The 22,048-nt window shown below is 65.5% G+C and carries 23 protein-coding genes; 8 read left to right on the top strand and 15 right to left on the bottom strand.

From position 1 onward, the window contains the following. Positions 1 to 5: 5 nt before the first annotated feature. The 5 genes from ACN0SE_RS00275 to ACN0SE_RS00295 form a co-directional block, all read right to left on the bottom strand. Positions 6 to 839 (bottom strand): carbohydrate ABC transporter permease, encoded by an 834-nt coding sequence (locus ACN0SE_RS00275; RefSeq protein WP_417522461.1) that lies wholly within the window; start codon positions 837 to 839, stop codon positions 6 to 8. A 13-nt stretch (positions 840 to 852) separates the two neighbouring features. Further along, positions 853 to 1,800, bottom strand: a complete 948-nt coding sequence (locus ACN0SE_RS00280) for a carbohydrate ABC transporter permease (RefSeq protein WP_417522462.1) — start codon at positions 1,798 to 1,800, stop codon at positions 853 to 855. Positions 1,801 to 1,866: 66 nt separating this feature from the next. Then, entirely contained in the window at positions 1,867 to 3,129 is a 1,263-nt protein-coding gene (locus tag ACN0SE_RS00285; RefSeq protein ID WP_417522463.1) for an ABC transporter substrate-binding protein, read from the bottom strand. 36 nt (positions 3,130 to 3,165) lie between these two features. After that, entirely contained in the window at positions 3,166 to 4,338 is a 1,173-nt protein-coding gene (locus ACN0SE_RS00290; protein ID WP_417522464.1) for a mandelate racemase/muconate lactonizing enzyme family protein, read from the bottom strand. After that, positions 4,331 to 5,236, bottom strand: coding sequence for a dihydrodipicolinate synthase family protein (locus ACN0SE_RS00295; RefSeq protein ID WP_417522465.1), 906 nt, complete (start codon positions 5,234 to 5,236; stop codon positions 4,331 to 4,333). Before ACN0SE_RS00295 ends, ACN0SE_RS00290 begins: the two co-directional genes overlap by 8 nt. Positions 5,237 to 5,334: 98 nt before the next feature. Between ACN0SE_RS00295 and ACN0SE_RS00300 the strand changes: the two genes are divergently transcribed. The 4 genes from ACN0SE_RS00300 to ACN0SE_RS00315 are packed head-to-tail and all read left to right on the top strand — an operon-like array spanning position 5,335 to position 8,890. Then, complete coding sequence (locus ACN0SE_RS00300) at positions 5,335 to 6,243, top strand: 2-dehydro-3-deoxygalactonokinase (RefSeq protein WP_417522466.1); 909 nt, start codon at positions 5,335 to 5,337, stop codon at positions 6,241 to 6,243. After that, on the top strand, positions 6,240 to 6,611 hold the full coding sequence (locus ACN0SE_RS00305) for a VOC family protein (protein ID WP_417522467.1): 372 nt from the start codon (positions 6,240 to 6,242) through the stop codon (positions 6,609 to 6,611). The genes ACN0SE_RS00300 and ACN0SE_RS00305 overlap by 4 nt, the downstream gene beginning before the upstream one ends. Further along, complete coding sequence (locus ACN0SE_RS00310; protein WP_417522468.1) at positions 6,599 to 7,450, top strand: DMT family transporter; 852 nt, start codon at positions 6,599 to 6,601, stop codon at positions 7,448 to 7,450. Before ACN0SE_RS00305 ends, ACN0SE_RS00310 begins: the two co-directional genes overlap by 13 nt. A gap of 15 nt (positions 7,451 to 7,465) precedes the next feature. Then, positions 7,466 to 8,890: a sulfatase gene (locus ACN0SE_RS00315; protein ID WP_417522469.1), complete on the top strand. Its 1,425-nt coding sequence runs from the start codon at positions 7,466 to 7,468 to the stop codon at positions 8,888 to 8,890. Here ACN0SE_RS00315 and ACN0SE_RS00320 read toward each other — a convergent pair. Continuing rightward, positions 8,872 to 9,774, bottom strand: coding sequence for an AraC family transcriptional regulator (locus ACN0SE_RS00320; protein WP_417522470.1), 903 nt, complete (start codon positions 9,772 to 9,774; stop codon positions 8,872 to 8,874). The two genes, ACN0SE_RS00315 and ACN0SE_RS00320, sit on opposite strands and share 19 nt — an antisense overlap. A gap of 156 nt (positions 9,775 to 9,930) precedes the next feature. Between ACN0SE_RS00320 and ACN0SE_RS00325 the strand changes: the two genes are divergently transcribed. Together ACN0SE_RS00325 and ACN0SE_RS00330 are read left to right on the top strand one after the other, a co-directional pair. Beyond that, entirely contained in the window at positions 9,931 to 10,878 is a 948-nt protein-coding gene (locus ACN0SE_RS00325; protein ID WP_417522471.1) for an SDR family oxidoreductase, read from the top strand. Between the two features lie 53 nt (positions 10,879 to 10,931). After that, entirely contained in the window at positions 10,932 to 11,435 is a 504-nt protein-coding gene (locus ACN0SE_RS00330) for a hypothetical protein (RefSeq protein WP_417522472.1), read from the top strand. Between the two features lie 241 nt (positions 11,436 to 11,676). Here the strand turns inward: ACN0SE_RS00330 and ACN0SE_RS00335 are convergent, their stop codons facing one another. The 9 genes from ACN0SE_RS00335 to ACN0SE_RS00375 all read right to left on the bottom strand — a co-directional run bounded on the left by ACN0SE_RS00335 (position 11,677) and on the right by ACN0SE_RS00375 (position 18,906). Next, positions 11,677 to 12,117 (bottom strand): SMI1/KNR4 family protein, encoded by a 441-nt coding sequence (locus tag ACN0SE_RS00335; RefSeq protein ID WP_417522473.1) that lies wholly within the window; start codon positions 12,115 to 12,117, stop codon positions 11,677 to 11,679. Beyond that, entirely contained in the window at positions 12,114 to 12,254 is a 141-nt protein-coding gene (locus ACN0SE_RS00340) for a hypothetical protein (RefSeq protein WP_417522474.1), read from the bottom strand. Before ACN0SE_RS00340 ends, ACN0SE_RS00335 begins: the two co-directional genes overlap by 4 nt. Positions 12,255 to 12,402: 148 nt before the next feature. Next, positions 12,403 to 13,344 (bottom strand): AbrB family transcriptional regulator, encoded by a 942-nt coding sequence (locus ACN0SE_RS00345; protein ID WP_417522876.1) that lies wholly within the window; start codon positions 13,342 to 13,344, stop codon positions 12,403 to 12,405. Between the two features lie 98 nt (positions 13,345 to 13,442). After that, complete coding sequence (gene rraA, locus ACN0SE_RS00350; RefSeq protein WP_417522475.1) at positions 13,443 to 13,916, bottom strand: ribonuclease E activity regulator RraA; 474 nt, start codon at positions 13,914 to 13,916, stop codon at positions 13,443 to 13,445. A 52-nt stretch (positions 13,917 to 13,968) separates the two neighbouring features. Further along, on the bottom strand, positions 13,969 to 14,652 hold the full coding sequence (locus ACN0SE_RS00355) for an aspartate/glutamate racemase family protein (protein WP_417522476.1): 684 nt from the start codon (positions 14,650 to 14,652) through the stop codon (positions 13,969 to 13,971). Between the two features lie 74 nt (positions 14,653 to 14,726). Beyond that, positions 14,727 to 15,812 (bottom strand): isocitrate/isopropylmalate dehydrogenase family protein, encoded by a 1,086-nt coding sequence (locus ACN0SE_RS00360; protein ID WP_417522477.1) that lies wholly within the window; start codon positions 15,810 to 15,812, stop codon positions 14,727 to 14,729. A 52-nt stretch (positions 15,813 to 15,864) separates the two neighbouring features. Further along, a complete protein-coding gene (locus tag ACN0SE_RS00365; RefSeq protein ID WP_417522478.1) occupies positions 15,865 to 17,406 on the bottom strand; it encodes a tripartite tricarboxylate transporter permease in 1,542 nt (513 codons plus the stop codon). A 9-nt stretch (positions 17,407 to 17,415) separates the two neighbouring features. Beyond that, the gene (locus ACN0SE_RS00370) at positions 17,416 to 17,847 is read right to left on the bottom strand and encodes a tripartite tricarboxylate transporter TctB family protein (protein ID WP_417522479.1); all 432 of its coding nucleotides are present in this window, start codon (positions 17,845 to 17,847) and stop codon (positions 17,416 to 17,418) included. A gap of 69 nt (positions 17,848 to 17,916) precedes the next feature. Continuing rightward, a complete protein-coding gene (locus ACN0SE_RS00375) occupies positions 17,917 to 18,906 on the bottom strand; it encodes a Bug family tripartite tricarboxylate transporter substrate binding protein (RefSeq protein ID WP_417522480.1) in 990 nt (329 codons plus the stop codon). 264 nt (positions 18,907 to 19,170) lie between these two features. Between ACN0SE_RS00375 and ACN0SE_RS00380 the strand changes: the two genes are divergently transcribed. Further along, positions 19,171 to 20,088 carry a GntR family transcriptional regulator gene (locus tag ACN0SE_RS00380; RefSeq protein WP_417522481.1) on the top strand — a complete coding sequence of 306 codons (918 nt, stop codon included), beginning with the start codon at positions 19,171 to 19,173 and terminating at the stop codon, positions 20,086 to 20,088. Positions 20,089 to 20,282: 194 nt separating this feature from the next. Then, positions 20,283 to 22,007 (top strand): sigma-54-dependent Fis family transcriptional regulator, encoded by a 1,725-nt coding sequence (locus ACN0SE_RS00385; protein WP_417522482.1) that lies wholly within the window; start codon positions 20,283 to 20,285, stop codon positions 22,005 to 22,007. Positions 22,008 to 22,048 lie beyond the last annotated feature (41 nt).

The following is a 22,048-nucleotide window of genomic DNA, read 5'->3' on the forward strand; positions in this document are numbered from 1 at the left end:
CTCCGTTACTTCTCGGATCCGGCGGCCAGGCCACCGACGAGAAAGCGTTCAAGGAAAAGGTAGACGATGATGATCGGCACCGACGCCATCAGCGATCCGGCCATGATCACGTTCCATTCGGTCACGAACTCGCCCTTGAGCGAGGCGATGCCCATCTGCAACGTCCAGTTGTCGTCATTGGTGGTCAGGAAGGTGCGCCCGAACAGGAAATCGGACCAGCTGACCACAAAGGCATAAAGCGCCGTTGCCGCAAGACCGGGGGCCGCCACCGGCAGCACGATGCGAAAGATCGTGCCCAGCGGCGAACAGCCGTCGACCAGCGCCGCCTGCTCCAGTTCCGGCGGAATGGTGTCGAAGTAGCCCTTCAGCATCCAGGTGCAGAACGGCACGATCAGCGTCGCCTGGGCGATCACCACCGACCAGAGCGAACCCACCAGCCCGACGGACTTGAAGATCGCGAACAGCGGGATGATCATCAGCGTCGCCGGCAGCATCTTGGAGGTCAGGATGAACAGCCCCAGCCCGGTACCGCCGCGCAGCCGGAAGCGCGACAGCGCATAGGCGGCGAGGATCGACACCGCCAGCGACATGATCATCGTCGCCAGGGCGATCAGGATCGAGTTCAGGAACCACTGCGCATAGGGATGTTTCGCCAGAATGTCGGCAAAGACGTTCCATTGCGGCTCGGCCGGCCAGAACTGCGGCGGATAGGACCGCAGGTTGGTGGCCGGCTGAAGCGCGGTGACGATCATCCAGTAGATCGGGAACAGCAGCAGCCCGCAGGCGGCGATGGCCGAGGCATAGATGCCGAAGGTGGCGAGGGGGGATCTCTTTTCCATGGCTCAGATCTCCTCAGTGAACCGATTTGGCCATGCGGCCGACAAGCGCGCGGCTGATGATGGCGCAGAAGATCATGGTGATCACACCCACCGTGGCGCCCTGCCCCATGCGGAAGAACTCGAAGGATTGCTCGAAGGTCAGGATCGACAGCGTGGTTGTCGCGCCCAGCGGCCCGCCCTGGGTCAGCACGTGGATGATGGCAAAGTCGCGGAACACCCACAGCGTGGTCATCACCAGCGTGACGCCGATCACCGGCAGCATGTTGGGCAGCGTGATGTAGAAGAACCGCTGCCACGGCCCGGCGCCGTCGACCTTGGCGGCTTGGATCTGCTCTTCCGGAATGGATTGCAGACCCGCCAGCAGCATGATCGACATCAGCGGATAACCCTTCCAGATCATCACGAAACAGACGGCGGCAAAGGCTGCTCCGGGGTTCGAGGCAAACTGCACCGGCGCGTCCACCAGCCCCAGTTTCAAGAGGGCCCAGTTGACCACCCCGAAGGAGCTGTCGAGCATCCAGGCCCAGATCACCGTGGCCACCACCTCGGGCACCGCCCAGGGCAGCGCCACGAAGAGCCGCACGGCGGTGCGGCCGCGGAACTTCTGGTTGACCAGCATCGCGGTGGCAAAACCGATCAGCACCGAGAGCCCGCCAACCACGGCGACGAGCTTGAAGGTCACCCAGATCGCATGCCAGAATTCGGCCGAGCCGAAGAGCCAGGCATAGTTCTTCAGGGTCCAGGGTTCGCCGGTGGCGCCGACGCGGGCAATCCGCACGTCCTGCAGGCTGATGTTCACCGACAGCAGGATCGGATAGACGATGATCGCCGCCATCAAGAGAACCGCCGGCGCCAGCAGCAGGTAGCCGAACTTGGCGCGGTGGCGCGGGGCACTGAAGTCGATAGACGGGAGGAACCCGGCCAGCGTTCTGCCCTGTCGCTGTGTGGTGGTGTCGCTCATTTCTTTGGTCCTTATGTGGCCGGCATCCCGGGGAGAGCCAGGATACCGGCCGGAGAGACGCTCGGATCAGCCCTTGATCCGGGTGACTTCTTCTTGCAGGCGTTTCGCCGCGTCTTCCGGTGACAGGTCCTGGATCATCATCTGCTGGGCCACCTTAAAGAAGATTTTCACGACTTCATTGTTTTCCAGCTCCAGCCCCTTGGGCAACCGGTCGACATTGGCGGCGGCGGCGTCCGCCGCGGCAGCGGCCAGCACCTCGAAGGACGGGTTGTCGGCCTTGAGCTTGCTGTAATCGAGGCCGGGACGCGGCGCAGGGGTCTTGCCCCATTCGGCAAAGCGCTGCTGGTATTTCTGCGACGCGGTGAGCTCGATGAAATCCCAGACCAGCTGTTTCTTCTCGTCCGAAATATCCGAGGGCATGCCCAGCACGTTCGACGTGCCGCCGAGCGGTGGCGAGAACGGCGACTTGGCGATCTTCAGGTGCTGCTGAATCTCCGGCGTGGCGCTGCGGAAGGTGTTGTTGATCCAGCCGCCATCGACGGTCATCGCCAGCCGGCCCTCGAGCAGGAACTGCCGCACATCGCCCGAGGTCAGCTCTTTCGGGGTCAGGCCTTCGTCAAACAGCTGTTTCCAGCGGCGCAGACCTTCGACCACCTCGGGCCGGTCAAAGGCAGGCTCGCCATCGACGGTCCAGCTGCCACCGGCGTCGAGCACGTAGTTCAGCGCCTCCTGCATCACGCTGGCGTCGCCCACGAACGGCAGGGCAATGCCCAGCTGATCATTGATGCCGTCGCCGTCGAGGTCCTTTTTCAGCGCGCGCGCGGCAGCCAGATAGCTTTCCCAGTCGGTCGGTATGTCGATGCCGGCCTCGTCAAAGAGCTTCTCGTTATAGGCCAGCACGAAGCCGGTATAGAGCAGCATGATGCAGACCGTCTCGCCATTCCATTCACAGGTGGACTGGCCGGCCCAATCGGTCAGGTCGAGACCGGATTTCTCGATCCAGGGGCCCAGCGGCTCCATCCAGCCTTCGTTGGCGAAGGGCTGGAATTCAAAGGCCGCGAGATGCACGATGTCGGGCGGGTTGCCACCGGCAAACATGGTGAACATCGTGTCGGCGTATTCATCGCGTGACACCCGGCTCATGTTGATCTCGACGCCTTCGTGGGTGGCCTCGTATTCGGCGATGATTTCGTTCCACCAGTCGCCGTAGCCGGGCTCGTCCTTCATCCAGCTGACAAAGGTCAGGGTTTCGGCGGATGCCGGCAGCGCGGTCAGCATGGTGCTGGCGGCCAGCAGCGCGCCGATGGCGGCTTTCCTCAGGGTCTTCATCTTGGGTCTCCTCCAGGTACAAGTCATTGGTTTTGGTCAGATCGACAGCAGCGGCGTCAGATGGGCCATGCCGTCGGAATTGGGCGTGATGCCATGCCCGGGCGTGTCCGGGATGTGAAAGGCGCCGTCCTCGACCGGCGCTGCCCCCTCCAGCAGCGCGGCATTGGGGCCATAGATCGTGTGTTGGAACTCATGCGCCTCGGCCCCGGCGGCAAGGCCGGCGCGCAGGCTGGCCGACATGAAGATGCCCATGCCGATGGTGGCATGCGGGATCACCTCGGCGCCCGAGGTCCGGGCGCGCCCCGCGATGCGCATGAACTGGGTAATGCCGGTATGGCCCATCTCGGGCTGGACGATCCGCGCCGCACCGTCGCGCGGAATATAGTCCCACTCGGTGCGCCATTCCTCGCCCAACGCCAGCGGACAGGAGATCGCCTGCCCCACCTTGCGCTGCGCCGCGATGTCCTCTGGCGCCACCGGCGCTTCGAGGAACCATGGGTCGAAGGGCGCGATGTCCCGGGCCAGCGCGACGGCGGCCTCGGCGGTGCGGGTCCAATGCACGTCGACCGCGATGCGTGCCGCATCCCCCAAGCCATTGCGCAGACTTTCGAATTCGCCGCGCACGTCGCCGGCATCGCTGTCGCTGACCGGTATCTTGACCCGGTCAAAGCCCCTGGACTGCCAGCTCTGCGCCAGCTCCAGCCGCTCGGACTTGGTGGGTTTCGGCAGGCCGGAGACATAGGCCGGGATGGTCCCCGCCCCGCCCTTGCCAAGCGCCGCCTGCAGGCTGTCGCCGGTGCTGCGGGCAAAGAGATCCCAAAGCGCGATGTCCAGCGCCGCCAGCGTATCGGCGAGGTATCCCCCCCAATAGCCGCGCACCCGCTGCAGCTCGTAGAGCTTGTCCCAGATCGCATCGGGGCGCTCGGGGTCGAGCATTTTCAGGTAGGGCCCCAGCAGGTCCTCGATCAGCGCCGCTACCACGCCGGGCGCCACCAGACCATAGGTCTCGCCCCAGCCGGTCGCGCCGTCGCTGTCGGTCAGGCGCAGCACCACCGAGCGGTCCATCCGCGGATAGACCGTACCATTGAAGCGGCGCACGATGTGGTGTTCGCCAAGCGCAAATTCATCCGCCCCGAGATCGCCGAGATAGGCCACCTTGCGTTGCCGCTCGAAGGTGAAGACCTCGATCTTTTCAATACGTTTATGCATGGGCGAGGTCCGGTGTCAGCGCCGTGCGCTCGTAGAGTTCCAGCGCCAGGTCCTGCAGTTCGCGGTCCATTTCCGGCAGCGGCTCGCGCACGTCGTCGCAGGCGATCAGCCCGCGGCTCTTGAGGATCAGCTTGGTCAGCCGCATCCGGTACGGCGCCTGGATCAGCAGGAGCGGCAGGCTGCGTTCATAAAGCCGCAAGGCCTCGGCCCGGTCATGGGCGGCATAGGCCTTCATCAAGGCGACGTGCAGCTCCAGCAGTTCGATCGCCGGCATGGTGGCAATCGCGCCCCGGTCGAGTTCTTCCAGCAGGTAGCGCGCCCCGCCGCCGCCGATCACCCCGTCAAGGTCAGGGCCGCAGCCCGCCACCAGACGCGAGACCTTGGGGCCGGAGGGGATGCCCTCTTCCTTGACATAGCGGATCGCGGGGACCTCGGCGGCCAGCGCCAGCATCTCCTCGGCGCTCAGGTCGGCGCCGCGCGGCTTGAACAGGTTCTGCAGAATGATCGGCCGGTCCGTGCCCAGCACCGCACCGATGCGGGCAAACCAGCTGCCGGTCGCCTCGCCCATCGCCGGCACCGCCATGGCCATGACGCCATCGGCGCCGGTGGCCACCGCCATTTCGGCGATCTCGACCATCTCGGCCGGATCGGCCGAGTTCACCCCGGCAATCACCGGTACCCGCCCTTCGGTCAGCCGCGCCACCAGCGCCAGACAGCTCCGCCGCTCGTCTGCGGTCAGAAACAGGTCCTCGCTGGCGACGCCCGGAAAGACCAGCGCCGAAGCGCCGGCGTCGATGGCATGCACCACCACCCGCTTCAACGACACCTCGTCAGCCAGACCGTCAGGGCCGAACGGAGTTGGCACGATCGGCAAAACGCCCTTTAGCGGTCTATTCATGGCTATGTCTCACTATTTGCAACTTACGTTTCATAGTTGAAACATAGATCGACGATCTGTAGCCTGTCAACGAGTTTTAACGAGAAAGGATTCTCGCCGTGTCACGCATCACCTTCATCGCTGTCGACTGGGGCAGCTCTTCCTTCCGGGCCTGGGCCATGGATCATTCCGGCGCGGTGATCGACCGGCGCGACGGGCCAGACGGGCTCAAGACCATTGAAAACAGTGGGTTTTCCGAGGTGCTCCAGCGCCATTGCGCCGCGTGGTTCGCCGCCGCGCCCGAGGCGCCGGTGCTGATGCAGGGCATGGTGGGCGCGCGCAGCGGCTGGGTCGAGGCCGCTTATGCCCCCTGCCCGGTGCGTTTTTCGCAGCTCTGCACCCAAATGACCGAATTCGAGGCCCTGAACCGCCGGATCGTGATTCTGCCGGGCGCCACAACGGCAGATGCCAGCGGCGGCAACGACGTGATGCGCGGCGAAGAGGTGCAGATCTTCGGCGCCGCCGCGCTGACCGGACGCCAGAGCGCCACGATCTGCATTCCCGGCACCCACAGCAAATGGGCGCGGCTCGAAGATGGCGCGCTGACCGGGTTCCGTACCTTCATCACCGGCGAATTGTACCAACTGCTGCTCGGTCACAGCCTTGTCGGGGCGCTGGCCGCTGGCGCTGACTTCACCCCCGCCGCCTTTGCCCGGGGTCTCGACCGAGGCGCGGCGCAACCGCTGTCACACGCGGTCTTTGCCGCGCGCGCCAGCACTCTGACCGGCGGGCTTGCCGCCGTGGACGTGGCGCCCTTCCTGTCCGGTGTGCTGATCGGCAGCGAACATGCGGCGCAAGAGATCACCGGGCCGGTGCTGCTGATGGCCAGTGGTGTTCTGGCCGACCGATACGAGGCGGCGTTGCGCCACTTCGGCACCGCCTTCGACAAGGTGGACGCCGATGCGGCGACGCTGGCCGGACTGACCCAGGCGGCGCGGCGGCTCTGGCCGGAACGGGTGGCGGCATGAGTGCCGCACCCGACCTGACGCTGAACCACGTGGCCATCGCCGCGCCGGAGCCCGAGCAGAGCATGGCCTTCTACGCCGCCTTCGGCTTTCGCCCCGGCTTTGTCCGACGCAGCGCCGCCGGCGAAATCGAGTTGCAGCAGATGCAGCGTGGCCCGGTCTTTGTCGAGCTTCTGGCCGACAAGACCGCCCCGGTCGCCGGGCACTTCGGCCTGCACACGGCCGACATTGCGCCGCTGCTGGCGCATCTGGCGGAGCAGGGCATCACCCCGCTGCATCCGCCAAAGCGCGGCGCATCGGGCGTGCTCTGGACCTTCTTCACCGACCCGGCGGGCAATCTGGTCGAGGTCACATCACCTTGCCCGGCCTGACACCGGATCGCGGTCAGGCCTATGCGCTGATCGCCCTGTTCAGTGGCGTGGCCTCAGGCGTGGCGCTCAAGGCGCTGGGCCCGATCCCCTCGGGCGAGGCGATCGCGTTGCGTTCGGCGCTGGCCTTCGTGCTGATCACCGGGATCGTGCTGGCGCGGCGGCACGCCACCGACCGGCTGATCGGGCCGCGCGGGCTGGCGCGGGCGGCGCTGGATGCCGTGGCGGCGCTGACCTTTTCGCTGGCGATCTTCGAGATCCCGCTGTCGCTCTTGGCCAGCATCCACGCCACTCTGCCGGTGATCTCGGTGATCCTGTCCGGGCTGATCCTCAAGGAACGGCTGCGCGCCGGAAACTGGATTGCCCTGGCGCTGGCCTGCGGCGGCACCCTGCTGATCCTGCAACCGGGACTGAGCTTTTCACCGCTGGGGGTCACCCTCGCTCTGGTCTCGACGCTGGCCTATGCCTTCCGTGATGTCACCACACGGCTGCTGCCGCCCCGGACGGATACCTTCCGCATTGCGCTGGTCTCGCTGGTGCTGGTGGGCGGCGTCGCCGCGCTGCTGCCGTCGTCCGGCGGCTGGAGCCTGCCATCCTCGCGCGACCTTGTCCTGCTGTGCCTGGCCGCGGTGGGGTTTGTCGCGGCCAACGTCCTGATCATCGCCGCGCTGCGCCGTTCGGAACTGAGCCGGATCGCCCCGCTGCGCTATTCCAGCGTCCTGTGGTCGCTGGCCTTCGATGCGGCCCTCTGGGGCTATGTCCCGGGGCTTGCCGGGGCGGCGGGCATCACCCTGATCCTCTGTGCCGGGGCTGTGCAGATGCGCATTCCCCCCATTGACTGACCAAAAGGACTTCTCATGACCACTCGTCCCAACATCCTGTTCCTGCTGCCCGACCAGCTGCGCCACGATTTCCTGGGCTGTTACGGCGCCGGGTTCCTGCGGACCCCGGCAATCGACGCGCTTGCGGCCAAGGGCACACGGTGGGAGACCGCGATCTCGCCCTCGCCGATCTGCGTGCCGGCACGGGCCTCGATGCTGACGGGGCAACACGCCCATGCCACCGGCATCCTGCACAACATGTGCTGGCTGCGTCCCGACCGGCACCAGATGGGCATACGCACCTGGCCCGAGATACTTGCGGCCTCGGGCTATCACACCGCCGCCATCGGCAAGATGCACTTCTATCCCTGGGACCTGTCCGAAGGGTTTCAGCACCGGGTGATCGGCGAGGACAAGCGCCACATCCACGTGCGCGACGATTATCACCACGCGCTGGTCTCCGAGGGCCATGCCAAGCTCCACGGCAAGGAGATGCCCGGTTATTACGAGACCAAGGGCGCCAGCACCAACCCCCTGCCCGACCACCTGCAGCCCGACCGCTGGGTGGCGCATCGCGCCGCCGATCACCTGCGATCGCTGAAGACCGACCAGCCCTTTGCGATGATGGTGGGCTTTCCCGGGCCCCATTGCCCCTATGATCCGCCCGCAGAAGACCTGTCGCGGGTCGACCCTGCCGTCCTGCCGGAGGCGCTGCCCCGCACCGGGGAAAGCGAAACCCACCTGCCGGCTCTGGTGGCAGGCTACAAGCGCGACTGGGCCGACCTCGATTACAGCAGCCTGACCAAGGCGCAGATCCGCGCCATCCGCCATCACTACGCGGTCTCGGTCGAGCGGCTGGACGAGGATGTCGCGCTGCTGGTCGAGACCCTGCGGGAGACCGGCAAGCTCGACAACACGATCATCGTCTTTGCCTCGGACCACGGCGATTACCTGGGGGATTTCGGCCTGATGGGCAAAGGCTTCTTCCACGAGCCTTCGATCCGCGTGCCGCTGATCGTTGCCGACTTTCGGGCGCCCGAGGCTCGTGTGGAGACCGCGCCGGCCTCGCTGCTAGATGTGTTCCCGAGCTTTCTGGAATGGGCGAACCTTGCGCCTGCGCCGCAATCCCAGGGCCGAAGCCTGAACGACCCCGACGCCGGACGCAGCTTCGCCGGGGCGACGTCCAGCGGCTTCATGCTGCGCGACGCGCGTTGGAAGCTGGTGCGCTATGGCAATGGAGTACAGGCGCTGTTTGATCTGGAGAGTGATCCGGGCGAGCAGGAGAACGTGATAGACGCCCACCCCGAAGTGCAGGCGCGGCTCGATCTGGCGCTGACGCAAAGCCTGCTCGAAGGCTTTGCCGCCGGCCATGCCGACAAGATGGTACCCGACGCCAAATCGCCGCCGGACGGCGCGTTCCATGACCGCTGCTGGCAACGCCCTTACCCTGCGATGGCCTGACGGCGCGCACCGGGGCGCGCTCCTGCGTCGCTCCATTGCCTTGGCGACTGGCCGAACAGGCGCTTGAACTCGCGGCTGAACTGCGATGCGCTGGCATAACCGACGTCCATCGCAGCCTCTGAGACGGTCATCCCGCCTGCGATCTTCATCGCGGCGTTGTTCAGGCGCATGGATTTGACGAACTGGATCGGCGACATGGTGGTGGCCTGCTTGAACTTGCGATGGAACACGGCGCGGCTCATGCCGGAGTGGTGGGCCATGTCGTCGATCGATACCGGTGCATCCAGCCGGGACGACACACGGGCGATGGACCGCGCGATGGCATTGCCGGGGCCGAATGCCTCCCTTGCGAACGCCCCTGCCTCGCCTTTCAGAACCGCATAGTAGAGTTCGCGCAGCCGCGCACCGCCAAGGACAGCAATGTCCGTGGCATTTTCCCCAAGCTGCACCAGACGCAGGAGCGCGTCGAGGAAGCCATCGTCCCAGCGCGCCAAGCGAATGCCGCGCGGGGGGCCCTCGGCCCTGGGGATGCGGCTGCCGGAGGCCTCCATTTCGATGGCCAGTTCGGTCATGAGGCGCGGATCAAGCGCGATATAGACGCCATAGAGCGGATTTTCCGCCGAGGCGGTGGGCGTCCCCGCCTCTACCGGCATGGACATCGGGCAGCACAGATATTCGCTGCTGTCATAGACATAGCGCTGCCCGTCCAGGATCGTCTCCTTGCCGCCGCTGACGATGGCAATGACACAAGGCTCATAGACCGCCGGGGCACAGGGCACGGCTTCGGTCGCGCGAAACAGCTGGACGCCCTTGATGCCGGTCTGGATCATGCCGTCGGCTGGCATCCGGGTTTCGATGATCTGCCTGAGGATGGATTTGCTCATGGCGCTGGTATACTGCCGAGGCGTGCCTTCGCGCAATGGCATCGAGACAATCAGGCAAGTATTCGCGAGGATCACGCCTGTTTTGCACAGGCCATGAGATTTATCTCCCTTTCAACAAGGCCGCAGCGCGGCGCGAACGTCGAAAGGATCAGACACATGGCAGACACGACATTCGGCCCGAAGGGATGGACCCCGGACCGCCTCGCCTCTCTTGCCGGCAAGACCTTTGTCATCACCGGCGCGAATGCGGGCGCCGGGTTTCAGGCCGCGCGCATCCTGCTGGCGCGGGGCGCGAAAGTGGTGATGCTGAACCGCAGCGCCGAACGCTCGTCCGCCGCCGTCCAGGACCTCAAACGGGAATTCGGCGCGCAGGCCGACGTCAGCTTTGTCCGCATGGACCTGTCGGATCTGTCCAGCGTGCGGACCGCCGCGCAGGAGGTTCTGAAAGCGGTCCCGCGCATCGACGCGCTGATCTGCAATGCCGCCATCGCCCAGGTGCCGACGCGCCAGCTGACCGTTGATGGATTTGAAAGCCAGTTGGGCACCAATCACTACGGGCATTTCGTCCTGTGCGGCATGCTGTTCGACCGGATCGACGCGACGCAGGGCCGTATCGTCGTGGTTGCCAGCCTTGGCTACAGGATGGGTCTGCGCACCATCAACTTCGACGACATGAACTGGGAAATGGACTACGGCGCCAACACCGCCTACAGCCAGAGCAAGCTGGCGCAGATGATGTTTGCCTATGCGCTTCAGGACAAGGTGAAGGCTGCCGGTCGCAAGGTCGAGGTCTACGTCTGCCACCCCGGGTCCTCCGCCACCTCGCTGATCAGCACCAGCGGCGGCCTGATGACGCGCTTTACATGGTGGCTGATGACCAAGACGCCCATGGTGCAGACCGCCGAACAGGGCGCCTATCCCGAGGTGATGTGCGCCACCGAAGACGGGTTGGAGCAGCGCGCGCTCCATGGCCCCACCGGGCGAATGGAATTCGTCGGCCCCGTGGGCCGGGGCACGCTGGAACCCCACGCCCATGACAAACCCGTCATGACCCGGCTGTGGGAGGTCTCGGAACAGGCCACCGGGTTTACCTGGCCGATCTGACGGCCATATTTTCAACAGGGGCGAAATGCCCCCCCCCGGGACCAGAGGCAAACATGGATATCCTCAAGACTGCAACCGACTGGGCCAAGGCCGAAATGCTGTCCAACAGCGTCTTCATCCTCTTCGGGGCGCTGTTTCTCGCCGCGAGTGTCGCGTTCTGGCAGATCGGCCGCACCGAGATGGCCCGCGCCTACGTGTTCCCGATGCTGGTGGCGGGCGGCTTGCTGCTGATCCTCGGGGCTGGGCTGCTCTATGGCACATGGACCGCACTTGCCGGCTTCGCCCCGTCCGCAGCACAGGACAGCCCCGGTCTTGTCGCCTCCGAGATCGCGCGCGCCGACAGGACAATCGCGCAATACTCAACGGCGGTGTTCAAGGTGATACCGCTGCTGATCATCACCGCCGCCGCGCTGATCATGGTACTGAAGGGCCCCGGCTGGCGCGCCGGACTGATCACCACGATCGCCTTCCTCAGCGTCGTCATGCTGGTCGACACCAATGCGATCTGGCGGCTGGAGGACTACCGGCAGAAACTGCTGCAGGCGGCACATCGGTAAAGGAAGCATCACTCTGTTCAAGGAAAACTCCGGCCGACAGCCGACCTTTTCAGCACGCGCGAAGGGGGACCCGGCCAAGGCTACCGTCCAGTCGACCAAGCACGTCCGGTCGGGCAGGAGATCCCGTTCGGTGCATCCGGGTGCCAGCCGCAGCGGTGCGACAGACGGCCGACGGTGCCAATTGTCTAGGGAAATATGGAAATCGGCGGGGGTCGCGTAGAAATAGGTGCTCCTGCGCATGTCAGTCTGCAGTCAAGCCGGCGAGGAAGGCCTCGAAGCTGGGTGCGATGACGTGCAGGCCGTCGTCGAAGGGAACTTCGTGATCGCGGAAGAACACCTCCCCGTGGTTCGGCCCTTTCAGCGCCAGAACGATCGGGTTGCCGGCAGCATCTCCGCCAATGCTCAGATACCAGGGACGGAGGTCTTTGCCGTATTTCGAATTGTAATCCCAGAGATCGTTGTAATCGTGCTCGGAATTGACGGCATAGAGGTAGTGCAGGACGGTGTCAGTCTGCCGCCCGTTTTGCATGAATGTGATAACGCGATTTTCGGGCATCTGCCCGTTCCGCGTGGCAAGCCAGTCGCGGTAGGCCGGCGGGAGCCTGACATCGAGCACGCGTTCCAGCAGGTCGAGCGTGTCCGGCGCGAGGGTGGACGGCGTCGGTTTGGGGCTTTTTCTCACGTCTGCGCGTCCCGGCCAGCATGCTTGCGCTCGGCAGAGACGCCACGGCCTGCGGGATGCTGTGCATGTTCGAGAATGCCGCCCGATGTCCTGGCCATCGACTGCGCCAGCCGTCTTGCGAACGTGTCTTTGTCCATTGGCCGGGGCCACCCTGTGAGGCATGTGCGAAGCCGCACATTTCGCGACAATTCCGGCAGCGTCAAGTGAGTCGGATATCTCTCGACACCCCCGCTGTTCAGCATAGGGATCCCGGGCCGGCGGGGGCGGTGGGCCGCAGGTGCACGGCTACCTGCGTTTCGACAGAAGCCCCAGCAATCCGGGCGCGACGAGCAGCGCTATGAGCACCCGGATCATGTGGTGCAGGCCGACAAAGGCAGGGTCGGTATCCACAGCGACGGCGATCAGGGACATCTCGGCCAGACCTCCGGGCGCATAGGCGAGCAGTTGCGCCAGCGGGTCGCCTCCGGTCGCGGTCACGAACATCAGGGCGATGGCCGACGCCGTCGCGATCTGTGCTGCGACAACCAGGGTCGCCATCCCCAAGGCCTGGGCCAGGGCGCGCGCGGACATCCCCGCGAACCGGCTTCCGACGTTGATGCCGATAAAGATCTGCACCGCGACGGTCAGATACCCCGGCATCTCGAAGCTGGTGAGCCCGGTGAGATGCAGCAGGCTGCCTGTGACCAGCGGCACAAGCACTAGGGGTGCGGGCAGCGAGGTGAAGCGATGCGCGAGCAGCCCCGAGACCACGCACAGCATAAGCCAGACCCAGTCGATGCCGGACAGAAGGGCGGCGCCGGTCGTCAGGTCAGCGCGCTCTCCATCCCAGCCGAACAGTCCCAGCACCAACGGCATGATCAGGATCGTCAGCGCAATGCGCAGCGCATGCACGATCGATACGCGGGTCTGGTCGGCGCCGGCCTTGTCGGCCAGCAGGATCATCTCGGCGATGCCGCCCGGAATGGCGCAGAGCGCAGCCGAGGGCGGGGTGAACCCGCCGATCCGCCGCAACAACAGGTATCCGGCGCAGAACATGATCGCGAGGGCCAGCATCAGGCCGACCAGCGACAGCCACCAGTGCGAGAAAGAGGACACGAGCTCCAGCGTGATGGCCGAGCCGATCATCGTGCCCACCAGGGCGCGGACAAGGTACTGTATCGACACGGGAAGTTTCACCGCCGCGCCGGACAGCGCGGTCAGGACGGTGGCCACCATCGCCCCGATCATCCAGGCCAACGGGATGCCGGTCAGGGACAGCGCCCCGCCCGCGAGGGTCGCCAGCCCGACCGTCCGAAGGGCCGGTGCAAATTCCGAGACAGGCCGCGTCACACGAGTTTTTTCACGCTGTGAAGCACGCCGTCGGCATCGCCGTAGACCCAATCCCCGGGCTGGAAGGTCACACCGCCGAAGTCGATCCTGCAGCCGGCCTTGCCCCAGCCTTCCTTGGCGCTTTTGACCGGCGAGGTGGCGAGGGCAAAGACCAGCGTGTCCATGTCGGCGATCTCGGCACTGTCGCGGATGGCGGCGTTCAAAACGAGACCGGCCCAGCCGTTCTGAATGGCCAGATCGGCCAGCATGTCGCCCAGGATGGCGATGCGGGTCGAGCCGCCACCATCCACGACCAGAACGCGCCCCTCACCCGGTGTTTCAAGCTGGGCGCGGACCACGGAGTTGTCCTCGAAGCATTTCACGGTCTGGATCGGGGCTGCGAAGCTCGGGCGCCTGCCGAAGCGGCGAAACGGCAGATGCACCAGGCTCAGATCTGCGGCGTGGTCATCGATTAGGTCGGCGGTCTTCATGGCAGTCTTCCTATGGGTCCAAAGGGGGGTGTCAGCTTGGCTATCATACCGATCAGGATTTGGCGCTCATTCCGAAACTCTCGACCCGGCGACGCATTTCCGTAATTGCCGCACCGGGGCTGGACAGCACCGAGATATCGGTGACCCGACGAACGGCCTCCTCCGCCGAGGCCATGGAAAACTGGGCGAGCATGATGGCATCTGCGTACTCGATATCGGCCGCGCAGTCCGCGATCAACCGGTCGTGGGCGGCCACATCACCCGCCTGCTTTGCCTCCAGCGCGCCGTCACAGAACACGGAGCGGAGCGTGGCTTCGCGGCCCTGCCTTCGGGCGGCCTCGTGAAACTCGAGCTCCATGCCGGCGGCGGCGGGCGGGAAGGTGTAGATCATCGCAACGCGGCTGCCCTGCGACAGGGCGGCGTCGAACATCGCCTCGTTGGGGGTCATCACCGGCACCGGCGCCTCGGCCCCGGCGCGGGAGATGGCGGCGCCAAAGGCGGAACAGGTGTAAAGCACGCCATCCGCCCGCGCCGCGACCGCGTAGCGGCAGAGGTCGATGATCCTCCGGGCGAGATCGCCGGTCAGCTCGGCCGTCTTTGCCCGATCGACCGACAGGCCCTCCTCGAGGATCGAGATCGTCTCGGCCTCGGGCCAGAGGCGCGTCGCCGTGGCCTCGATCGGCGCCATGGCGATACGGGTTGCGTGGATCAATGCGATGCGGGGGCGTGGGTTCATGTCTGTCTCTGGATAGCACCGGCGACGCCACGAGGGACGCCGCCGGGTCGCGGGCATGGCCCGCAGGGAGGACCTCAGGCCGCCGCGACCTCTTTCGCCACGGCGTCGGCCACCAGCCGGCCGAAGGCATCGGTGTTCACCCTGCCGCCGAGGTCGCGGGTGCGATTGGCGGGGCTGTCGATCACCGCATCGACCGCCTCGGAAATCGCGGCACCGGCATCCATCAGGCGCGAAACGCCACGCTGTTCGCCCAGCCAGCTCAGCATCATCGCCGCCGACAGGATCAGCGAGGTCGGGTTGGCGACATTCTTGCCGGCGATGTCCGGCGCCGAGCCATGCTGCGCCTGAGCGCAGCAGAGACCGGTCTCGGCATTGGCGTTGATCGAGCCGGCAAGGCCCAGCGAACCGGAGAGTTCCGAGGCCAGGTCCGACAGGATATCGCCGTAGAAGTTGGTCGCCACGACCACGTCATAGGTCTCGGGCTTGCGCACCAGCAGGGCGGCAAAGGCGTCGACGATCAGCTCTTCGGTCTCGACCTCGGGGAATTCCTGCGCCACGGCGCGGAAGCATTCGAGGAACAGACCGTCGGTCATCAGAAAGGAGTTGGCCTTGTGGATCGCCGCGACTTTCCGGCGCCGCTGCATCGCCAGCTTGAAGGCCTCGCGACAGATCCGCATGGAGCCATGGCGCGTGATCTTGCGCACCGAAAGCGCCATGTCGGGGTCGGGCATCATCTCGCCCACGCCGCGGAACATGTTGCGGTCGGGGTAAAAGCCCTCGGTCGCCTCGCGCATGATGACGAGGTCCATGCCCGGTGCCTTGTTGTCGATGAAGTCGCGCGACCGTGCCGGGCGGACGTTTGCATAGAGGTCGAGCCCGATGCGGAACCCGGCCGAGACATTGCGCCCGCCCTCGGCCACCGGCGGATAGTCCATGTGCGACTGGGTGCCGAGGATCACGCCGTCGAACTCGGTGCGGGCACGCTCCAGCACCTCGTCGCGCAGGGTGATGCCGTGGTTTTTCAGGCTGGTGAAGCCGCTTTCCTCTTCCTCGAAGGTCAGGCCGAGGTCGAAGCGCGCATTGGCCGCCGAAACCACCTCGAGCGTGGCCGCCATAATCTCGGGCCCGATGCCGTCGCAGGGCAGTGTCATGATACGCATCTTGTTTCTCCGTAGAATGGCCGCGCGGGCCGTCGTTTGCTGGCGCCGGGGATCAATCCCCGACGAATTCTTCTTCGTTGCGGGCGGCTTCCATCTGGCGCTTCACCCGGCGGCCCATCAGCATCGGCAGGACAAACCCGGTGATCGCGATGATCCAGAGGATGATCGCCAGGGGAGAGCCCACCAGCGTGAGCCAGTCGCCGTCCGAGATCGTCATGGCGCGGCGCAAGTTGACCTCCATCTGGTTGCCCAGAAGAATGCCGAGGATGATCGGCACCAGCGGCACGTCGAGCTTGCGCAGGAGCCAGCCGGCAAAGCCGAAGCCCACCATCAGCATCACGTCGAAGGTCGAGCCGGTGATCGAGTAGATGCCGACGAAGGAAATCATCGCCACTACCGGCATCAGGATGCGCGTCGGCACCATCAGCACGCGGGTGAAGATTCCCACCAGCGGGATGTTCATCGCCAGAAGGATGAAGTTCGCGAGGAAGAGCGCCGCGATCAGGCCCCAGACCACGTCGGGGTTCTTGGTGAACAGGAGCGGCCCTGGGGTGATGTTGAGCTGCAGAAGCACCGCCAACAGCACCGCCGTCGTGCCGGACCCCGGCACGCCAAGCGCCAGCATCGGCACCAGCGCCCCGCCGGAGGCCGCGTTGTTGCCCGCCTCGGGGGCCGCCACGCCGCGCGGGTCGCCCTTGCCGAAGGTCTTGCCCTCACGGTCCACGGTCTGCTTTTCCAGCGAATAGGCCAGAAACGAGCCCAGCGATGCGCCTGCTCCCGGCAGCACGCCGGCAAAGAAGCCCAGACCGGTGCCGCGCGCCATCGAGGGAATGCAGCGCTTGATCATCGCGAAGTCGGGCATGATCCGGCCGACCTTGGGCGCGTTGCCGCTGGCCGCCGAACCGCCGCGGTGATGTTCGAGGAAGATGAAGACCTCTGACAGCGCGAACAGCCCGACGATGGCGATCAGGAAATCGATGCCGTCATAGAGGTGGATATGATCGAAGGTGAAGCGCTGCGAGCCGGTCTGGCTGTCGCTGCCGATCATCGCGATGCCAAGGCCAAGCGCGGCGGCAAAGGCCGACTTTGCCTGGTTGGTCGACGAGATGCCGCCAAGCGTGGCAAAGGCCACGGTGAACAGCACGAAGTATTCCGCCGGACCGAACAAAAGCGCAATCTTCACCAGCTGCGGCGCCAGCAAAACCAACCCGCAAGTCGCCACGAAGGCACCGACGAAAGAGGCCACGCCGGAGAGCGACAGCGCCTCGCCCGCCTTGCCCTGTTGCGCCATGGGATAGCCATCGAGACAGGTCATCATCGCCGGCTCGTCCCCGGGAATGTTGAGCAGGATCGACGAGATCCGGCCGCCGTACATCGCGCCGTAGTAGACGGAAGTCAGCAGGATCAGCGAAGGCGTCGGGCCGAGGCCCAGCGAAAAGGCGATGGGGATCAGGATCGCCACGCCATTGGCGGGGCCGAGCCCGGGCAATGCGCCCATCAGCGTGCCGAGAAAGCAGCCGACGACGGCGAGGAAGAGGTTCTGCGGCGTCAGCGCGACCGCGAAACCGTCAGCAAGAAGGGACAGGATTTCCATTTGTGGGCCTCAGAATCCGAGCGGGCCCTTGGCCAGCGACAGGCCGAGGATCAGGTGGAAGGTGACGTAGATGCCGACCGAGGTCGCAACGCCGGTGACCAGCGACCAGAGCGGCGCGGTGCCCAGACGCCATGTGAGATAGGCGGTGGCAAAGACGGTGGCGATGACAAAGCCGACTTCGGGCAGTGCCCAGCAATAGACCAGCATCACCGCACCGGCGAAGAGGATCTCGGCCAGGTTCTTGAAGATCGGCCATTCGGGTTCGTTATCCGGACGCAGGATGAACCAGATCGAAGTCAGGCCGAGGATGGTGCCCACGATGTAGGGAAAGGCCCGCGGCCCCACGACATCGACCATGAAACTGTCTTTGATGATGGAGGCGGCCCAGATGTAGAAGATGGCAAGCGCCAGCCCGAAGCCGCCGAATATACGGTCGCTCATGTTCGTCTCCGAAAAGATGTGAGGCGCAGGGACCGGCCCGCAGGGTGCGCGGGCCGGTCTTTGGCTGCGTTACTGGATGATGCCGATCTCTTTCGACAGCTTGGTCACGTCAGCGATGGTCTGCGCCACGAAGGCGTGCATGTCGTCACCGAAGTTGTTGAACGGCTCGATGGCCGCCGCTTCCAGCGCATCCTGAAAGCCTTGGTCCTCGGCCATGGTCATGATCGCGTTCTTCCAGAATTCCTTGGCCTCGTCCGAGGCACCGGCCGGCATGTAGAGCCCGCGCCAGTTGGCACCGACCACGTCGTAGCCTTGCTCCTTGGCGGTCGGGATGTCGGGGTAGTTCTTCAGCCGCTCGGGCGCGAGGATCGCGATGATCCGGATGTCACCGGATTCCAGAAAGCCCAGCATCTCCGAGAAATCGCCCGACAGCGCCTCGACCGAGCCCGAAAGCAGGCCGGTCATCGCCTCGCCGCCGCCGTCGAAAGAGACGTACTTCAGCTTGGTGACGTCCTCGAGCCCGGCTTCCTGAGCGACCAGCATCGGCTTGATGTGGTCATAGCTGCCGACAGACGATCCGCCGGCAATGCCGACCGACCGCGGGTCTTCGAGGATCGCGTCCATCATCTGGTTCAGGGTCTGAAACTCGGAGTCGGCCGGAACGGCGATGGCCCCGTACTCGGCACCGAAGGTGGCAAGGAAGTGAACGTCGTCCTGCTCGGCGTCCTCATATATGCCTTGCGCGATCCGTGCGCTGGTGGACATCGAGGCGGCAACGATCAGGTTGTTGTCCTCGTTGCGCTCCTTGGTGACATGGGCAAAGGCCACGCCGCCGCCGCCGCCGGACATGTTGGTGACCTGCATGGCGTCGTCGATCACGCCCAGATCGAAAAGATATTTCGCGGTGGTGCGGCAGATGAAATCCCAGCCGCCGCCGGGGTTCGACGGGGCGATGCATTGCGGGTTTTCCGGCTTGAAGTCCTGCGCCTGCGCGGTGGCAACGCCGGTGAGCGCCGTGACGGCTGCAAGCGCGCCGATCTGTGTGAGCTTCCTGAACATTTGGGTCTCCTCCCAGTTCCTGACTGTTCTGCGGTCCGAATCCGGACGCCTCACTGATTGCACATAGCGCGACCAAAAGCCAATCCTAATTTGTCTTTTCGGCACCAAAAAACCACATGACATAACTGAGATGATCCTGGCATCACAACCACTTCAGCAGCGAACACGCTCGAATTTCTGCTTTTATACTTCGTGAAAACCAGTAGATTGCACGTCGAGGAATTGGCCGTGCAATCACTGCCCGGGCCGCAGGGAGCCATCGACATGTCAGCAAAGACCAGCGAGCTATCGAAGAAGATCTCCCATCGGCTGCTGCAGGACATCCTCGCCGGCACCCTGCCCCACGGCCACCATGTCAGCGCCCAGCAGGTGGCCGACCGTTACGGGGTGTCCCGGACCCCGGTGCGCGAGGCCTTTGACAAGCTCGAGGCCAGTCACGTGCTGGTTCGAAAGCCGAACCGGGGCTACTTCGTCGCCGATACCCTGCCCGAGGCCGTGGCGGCGGACCTTCAGGAGACGGCCTCGCAGGAGGCCGGCGACTACCAGACGCTCGCCAACGACTGGCTTACCAACCGCATTTCGGAGGAGGTGACCGAACAGTTTCTCCGGCAGCGTTATGACTGGACGAAGGCCCGGGTGAATGATGTCCTCATGCGCGCGGTGCGCGAGGGTTGGGCGGAGCGCAAGGAAGGCTATGGCTGGCGCTTCCTGCCGGTCGCGAAGACGCCAGAGGCGTTTGACGAGATCTATCGCTTCCGCATGGCGATCGAGCCGGCGGCCATGCTGGAGCCCTCGTTCGAGCTCGACCGCAAGGTGCTGGATGAACAGCGTCGTATCCAGGAAGGCATGCTCGACCTCGACATGAGTGCGGTGCCCGGCCAGTCGTTGCTGGAAAACGGCTCGTTGTTCCACGAAGAGATCATCAAGCTCTCGGGCAACCCGTTTTTCTTCATGGCGCTTCAGCGCGTCAACCGGATGCGCCGGTTGATGGAATACCGCGCCGAGATCAACCGCGAGCGGCTGGTCGAGCAATGCACCGAGCACCTCGAGATCCTGGCGCTGCTGGAAGCGGGCGAGATCGTTGACGCCTCTTACCGGATGCGCCAACACCTGAGCGGCGCGCTCAAACGCAAGTCCCCCCTTGCCTGGAACTGGGCCACCGAGGGGTTGGAGGCGCAATAGGCGGTCTGCGCAGCAGGATGGCCGAGGTGTCCACAGGTCGAAGGCACCACGACGATCTTGCCGCCTCTATGTTGCGCCTACCCCCCTCGGGCTGCCGCGTTGCGCCGACAAAACCCTCCGGGGGCTGGTGACTTGACGAGGGCCGACCGATGAGGATCAATTGTCGCGCTAGGATGCGGGGGAGGACCGTCACCATGGCGGATCGCCGACACGTCGAGGAAATCGAACAGGTTCTGGAGGGCGCACCGACCGGGCGCGACAGTGTCGTGGCGGCGTCCTGGCGGCGGTGTGTCGAGGTCTACGGCATGGACCCGATCCGCAACGACCCTGCCCATATCGTCACCGAGACCGAGTTCCGCGATCACCGCAAGCAGGCCGAATGGCTGATCGGCGCGGCGCGTTCCAGCCTGCAGAGCCTGTTCCGACAGGTCGCCGGGCAGAACTATGCGCTGCTCCTGCTTGATGCCAAGGGTGTCTGCGTCGACTTCTTCGGCGACGACCTGTTTCTGGACGAGCTGCGCGGCGCCGGGCTGTACCTCGGCTCGAACTGGTCCGAGGATCTCGCCGGGACCTGCGGCGCCGGGGCCTGCATCTACACGCAAGAGCCGGTGACCGTGCATCAGGATGACCATTTCGGCAATGCGCATACCGCGCTCAGCTGTACCGCCGCGCCGATCTTCGACAGTCTCGGCGGGCTGGCCGCGGTGCTCGACATCTCGCTGCTGCGCTCGCCGCGGCCCAAGCGCAGCCAGACGCTGGCGATGAGCCTGGTCTGCAATGCTGCGCGGCGGGTCGAGATGGCCAACCTGATGGCCGAGAGCAGCCGCGACTGGGTGCTGCGGTTCTCCTCCAGCCCCGAGTTCCTCGATGTCGACCCCGAGGCCGCCGTGCGGCTCGACGGCTCCGGCCGCATCTTGGGCTATACCCGCGAGGCGCGGCGGCTCTTTCCGGACGGCGAGGCGATCCTGGGCCGGCGGATCGACGAGGTCACGGCGCTTTGCGTCGACGATCTGCCCGACCTGATGCGCGACCGGCCGACCGAGGACCGGGTGATCGAGCTGCAGGGTGGCGGCGCGCTCTTTGGTCACGCCATCGCGCCGCAGAGCCCGCGCAGCCTGCCGCGCAGCCCGCGCCACGGCGGACCGCTGGCGGCGCTGGCGGGCGACGATCCGGTGATGAACCGCCTGCTGACCCAGGCCGCCAAGCTGGCGCCGACACAGTTACCCGTCCTGATCTCGGGCGAGACCGGCACCGGCAAGACCAAGCTGGCGCGCGCCATGCACATGACCGGCACGGCCGAGGGCTTTGCCCTGCTCGACTGCGCCGGGCTGACCCCGGAGCAGCTGCAGACGGTCTGCGACCCGGTGCCCTCCCCCAGCACGCTGCTGCTGCGCGGAATCGAGCATCTTGCCGAGGACAGCGCCGCCTGCCTGACCGCCCTGCTCGACCGCGCGCCGAACCTGCGGACGATCACCACCAGCCGCTGCGCGCCAGCCGCGCTGTGCCTGCCGCGGCCGCTGTTCCACCGGCTCGCCGGGGCGACGCTCACCCTGCCCGCCCTGCGCCAACGGCAGGATATCGGCTGGCTGCTCGACCGGGTGGTGCAACGTCGCGCGCCAGAGGACATGCGGCTGTCGCCCTCGGCCCGGGCCACGCTTCTGGGCCGCGACTGGCCGGGCAACCTGCGCGAGATGGAACAGGTAATCGACGTCGCCGTGGCGCTCTGCGACGGCCGGGTGATCGACGCGCCCGACCTGCCCGCCCCGGCTGGTGCAGTGGTGCAGCTGTCCGAAGAGCCGCTGGAACAGGTGATGGAAGCCTGCGGCTGGAACATGTCGCGCGCGGGGCGGCGGCTGGGCGTCAATCGGTCTACTGTACTGCGGCGAATGCGCCGTGCCGGCCTGACCCCGCCGAACTGACCCCGCGCAACACCTTTTGTTGCGCCGGCGTTGCGCCTGCA

This window comes from Marinovum sp., from assembly GCF_048263515.1.
GTDB lineage: Bacteria > Pseudomonadota > Alphaproteobacteria > Rhodobacterales > Rhodobacteraceae > Marinovum.

Bases quoted from the DNA above. Each gene is read 5' to 3' on its own strand.
- ACN0SE_RS00275 (WP_417522461.1), bottom strand. From the start codon at position 839: ATGGAAAAGAGATCCCCCCTCGCCACCTTCGGCATCTATGCCTCGGCC.
- ACN0SE_RS00280 (WP_417522462.1), bottom strand. From the start codon at position 1,800: ATGAGCGACACCACCACACAGCGACAGGGCAGAACGCTGGCCGGGTTC.
- ACN0SE_RS00285 (WP_417522463.1), bottom strand. From the start codon at position 3,129: ATGAAGACCCTGAGGAAAGCCGCCATCGGCGCGCTGCTGGCCGCCAGC.
- ACN0SE_RS00290 (WP_417522464.1), bottom strand. From the start codon at position 4,338: ATGCATAAACGTATTGAAAAGATCGAGGTCTTCACCTTCGAGCGGCAA.
- ACN0SE_RS00295 (WP_417522465.1), bottom strand. From the start codon at position 5,236: ATGAATAGACCGCTAAAGGGCGTTTTGCCGATCGTGCCAACTCCGTTC.
- ACN0SE_RS00305 (WP_417522467.1), top strand. From the start codon at position 6,240: ATGAGTGCCGCACCCGACCTGACGCTGAACCACGTGGCCATCGCCGCG.
- ACN0SE_RS00315 (WP_417522469.1), top strand. From the start codon at position 7,466: ATGACCACTCGTCCCAACATCCTGTTCCTGCTGCCCGACCAGCTGCGC.
- ACN0SE_RS00320 (WP_417522470.1), bottom strand. From the start codon at position 9,774: ATGAGCAAATCCATCCTCAGGCAGATCATCGAAACCCGGATGCCAGCC.
- ACN0SE_RS00325 (WP_417522471.1), top strand. From the start codon at position 9,931: ATGGCAGACACGACATTCGGCCCGAAGGGATGGACCCCGGACCGCCTC.
- ACN0SE_RS00330 (WP_417522472.1), top strand. From the start codon at position 10,932: ATGGATATCCTCAAGACTGCAACCGACTGGGCCAAGGCCGAAATGCTG.
- ACN0SE_RS00340 (WP_417522474.1), bottom strand. From the start codon at position 12,254: ATGGACAAAGACACGTTCGCAAGACGGCTGGCGCAGTCGATGGCCAGG.
- ACN0SE_RS00345 (WP_417522876.1), bottom strand. From the start codon at position 13,344: ATGATCGGGGCGATGGTGGCCACCGTCCTGACCGCGCTGTCCGGCGCG.
- rraA (WP_417522475.1), bottom strand. From the start codon at position 13,916: ATGAAGACCGCCGACCTAATCGATGACCACGCCGCAGATCTGAGCCTG.
- ACN0SE_RS00355 (WP_417522476.1), bottom strand. From the start codon at position 14,652: ATGAACCCACGCCCCCGCATCGCATTGATCCACGCAACCCGTATCGCC.
- ACN0SE_RS00360 (WP_417522477.1), bottom strand. From the start codon at position 15,812: ATGCGTATCATGACACTGCCCTGCGACGGCATCGGGCCCGAGATTATG.
- ACN0SE_RS00365 (WP_417522478.1), bottom strand. From the start codon at position 17,406: ATGGAAATCCTGTCCCTTCTTGCTGACGGTTTCGCGGTCGCGCTGACG.
- ACN0SE_RS00370 (WP_417522479.1), bottom strand. From the start codon at position 17,847: ATGAGCGACCGTATATTCGGCGGCTTCGGGCTGGCGCTTGCCATCTTC.
- ACN0SE_RS00375 (WP_417522480.1), bottom strand. From the start codon at position 18,906: ATGTTCAGGAAGCTCACACAGATCGGCGCGCTTGCAGCCGTCACGGCG.
- ACN0SE_RS00380 (WP_417522481.1), top strand. From the start codon at position 19,171: ATGTCAGCAAAGACCAGCGAGCTATCGAAGAAGATCTCCCATCGGCTG.
- ACN0SE_RS00385 (WP_417522482.1), top strand. From the start codon at position 20,283: ATGGCGGATCGCCGACACGTCGAGGAAATCGAACAGGTTCTGGAGGGC.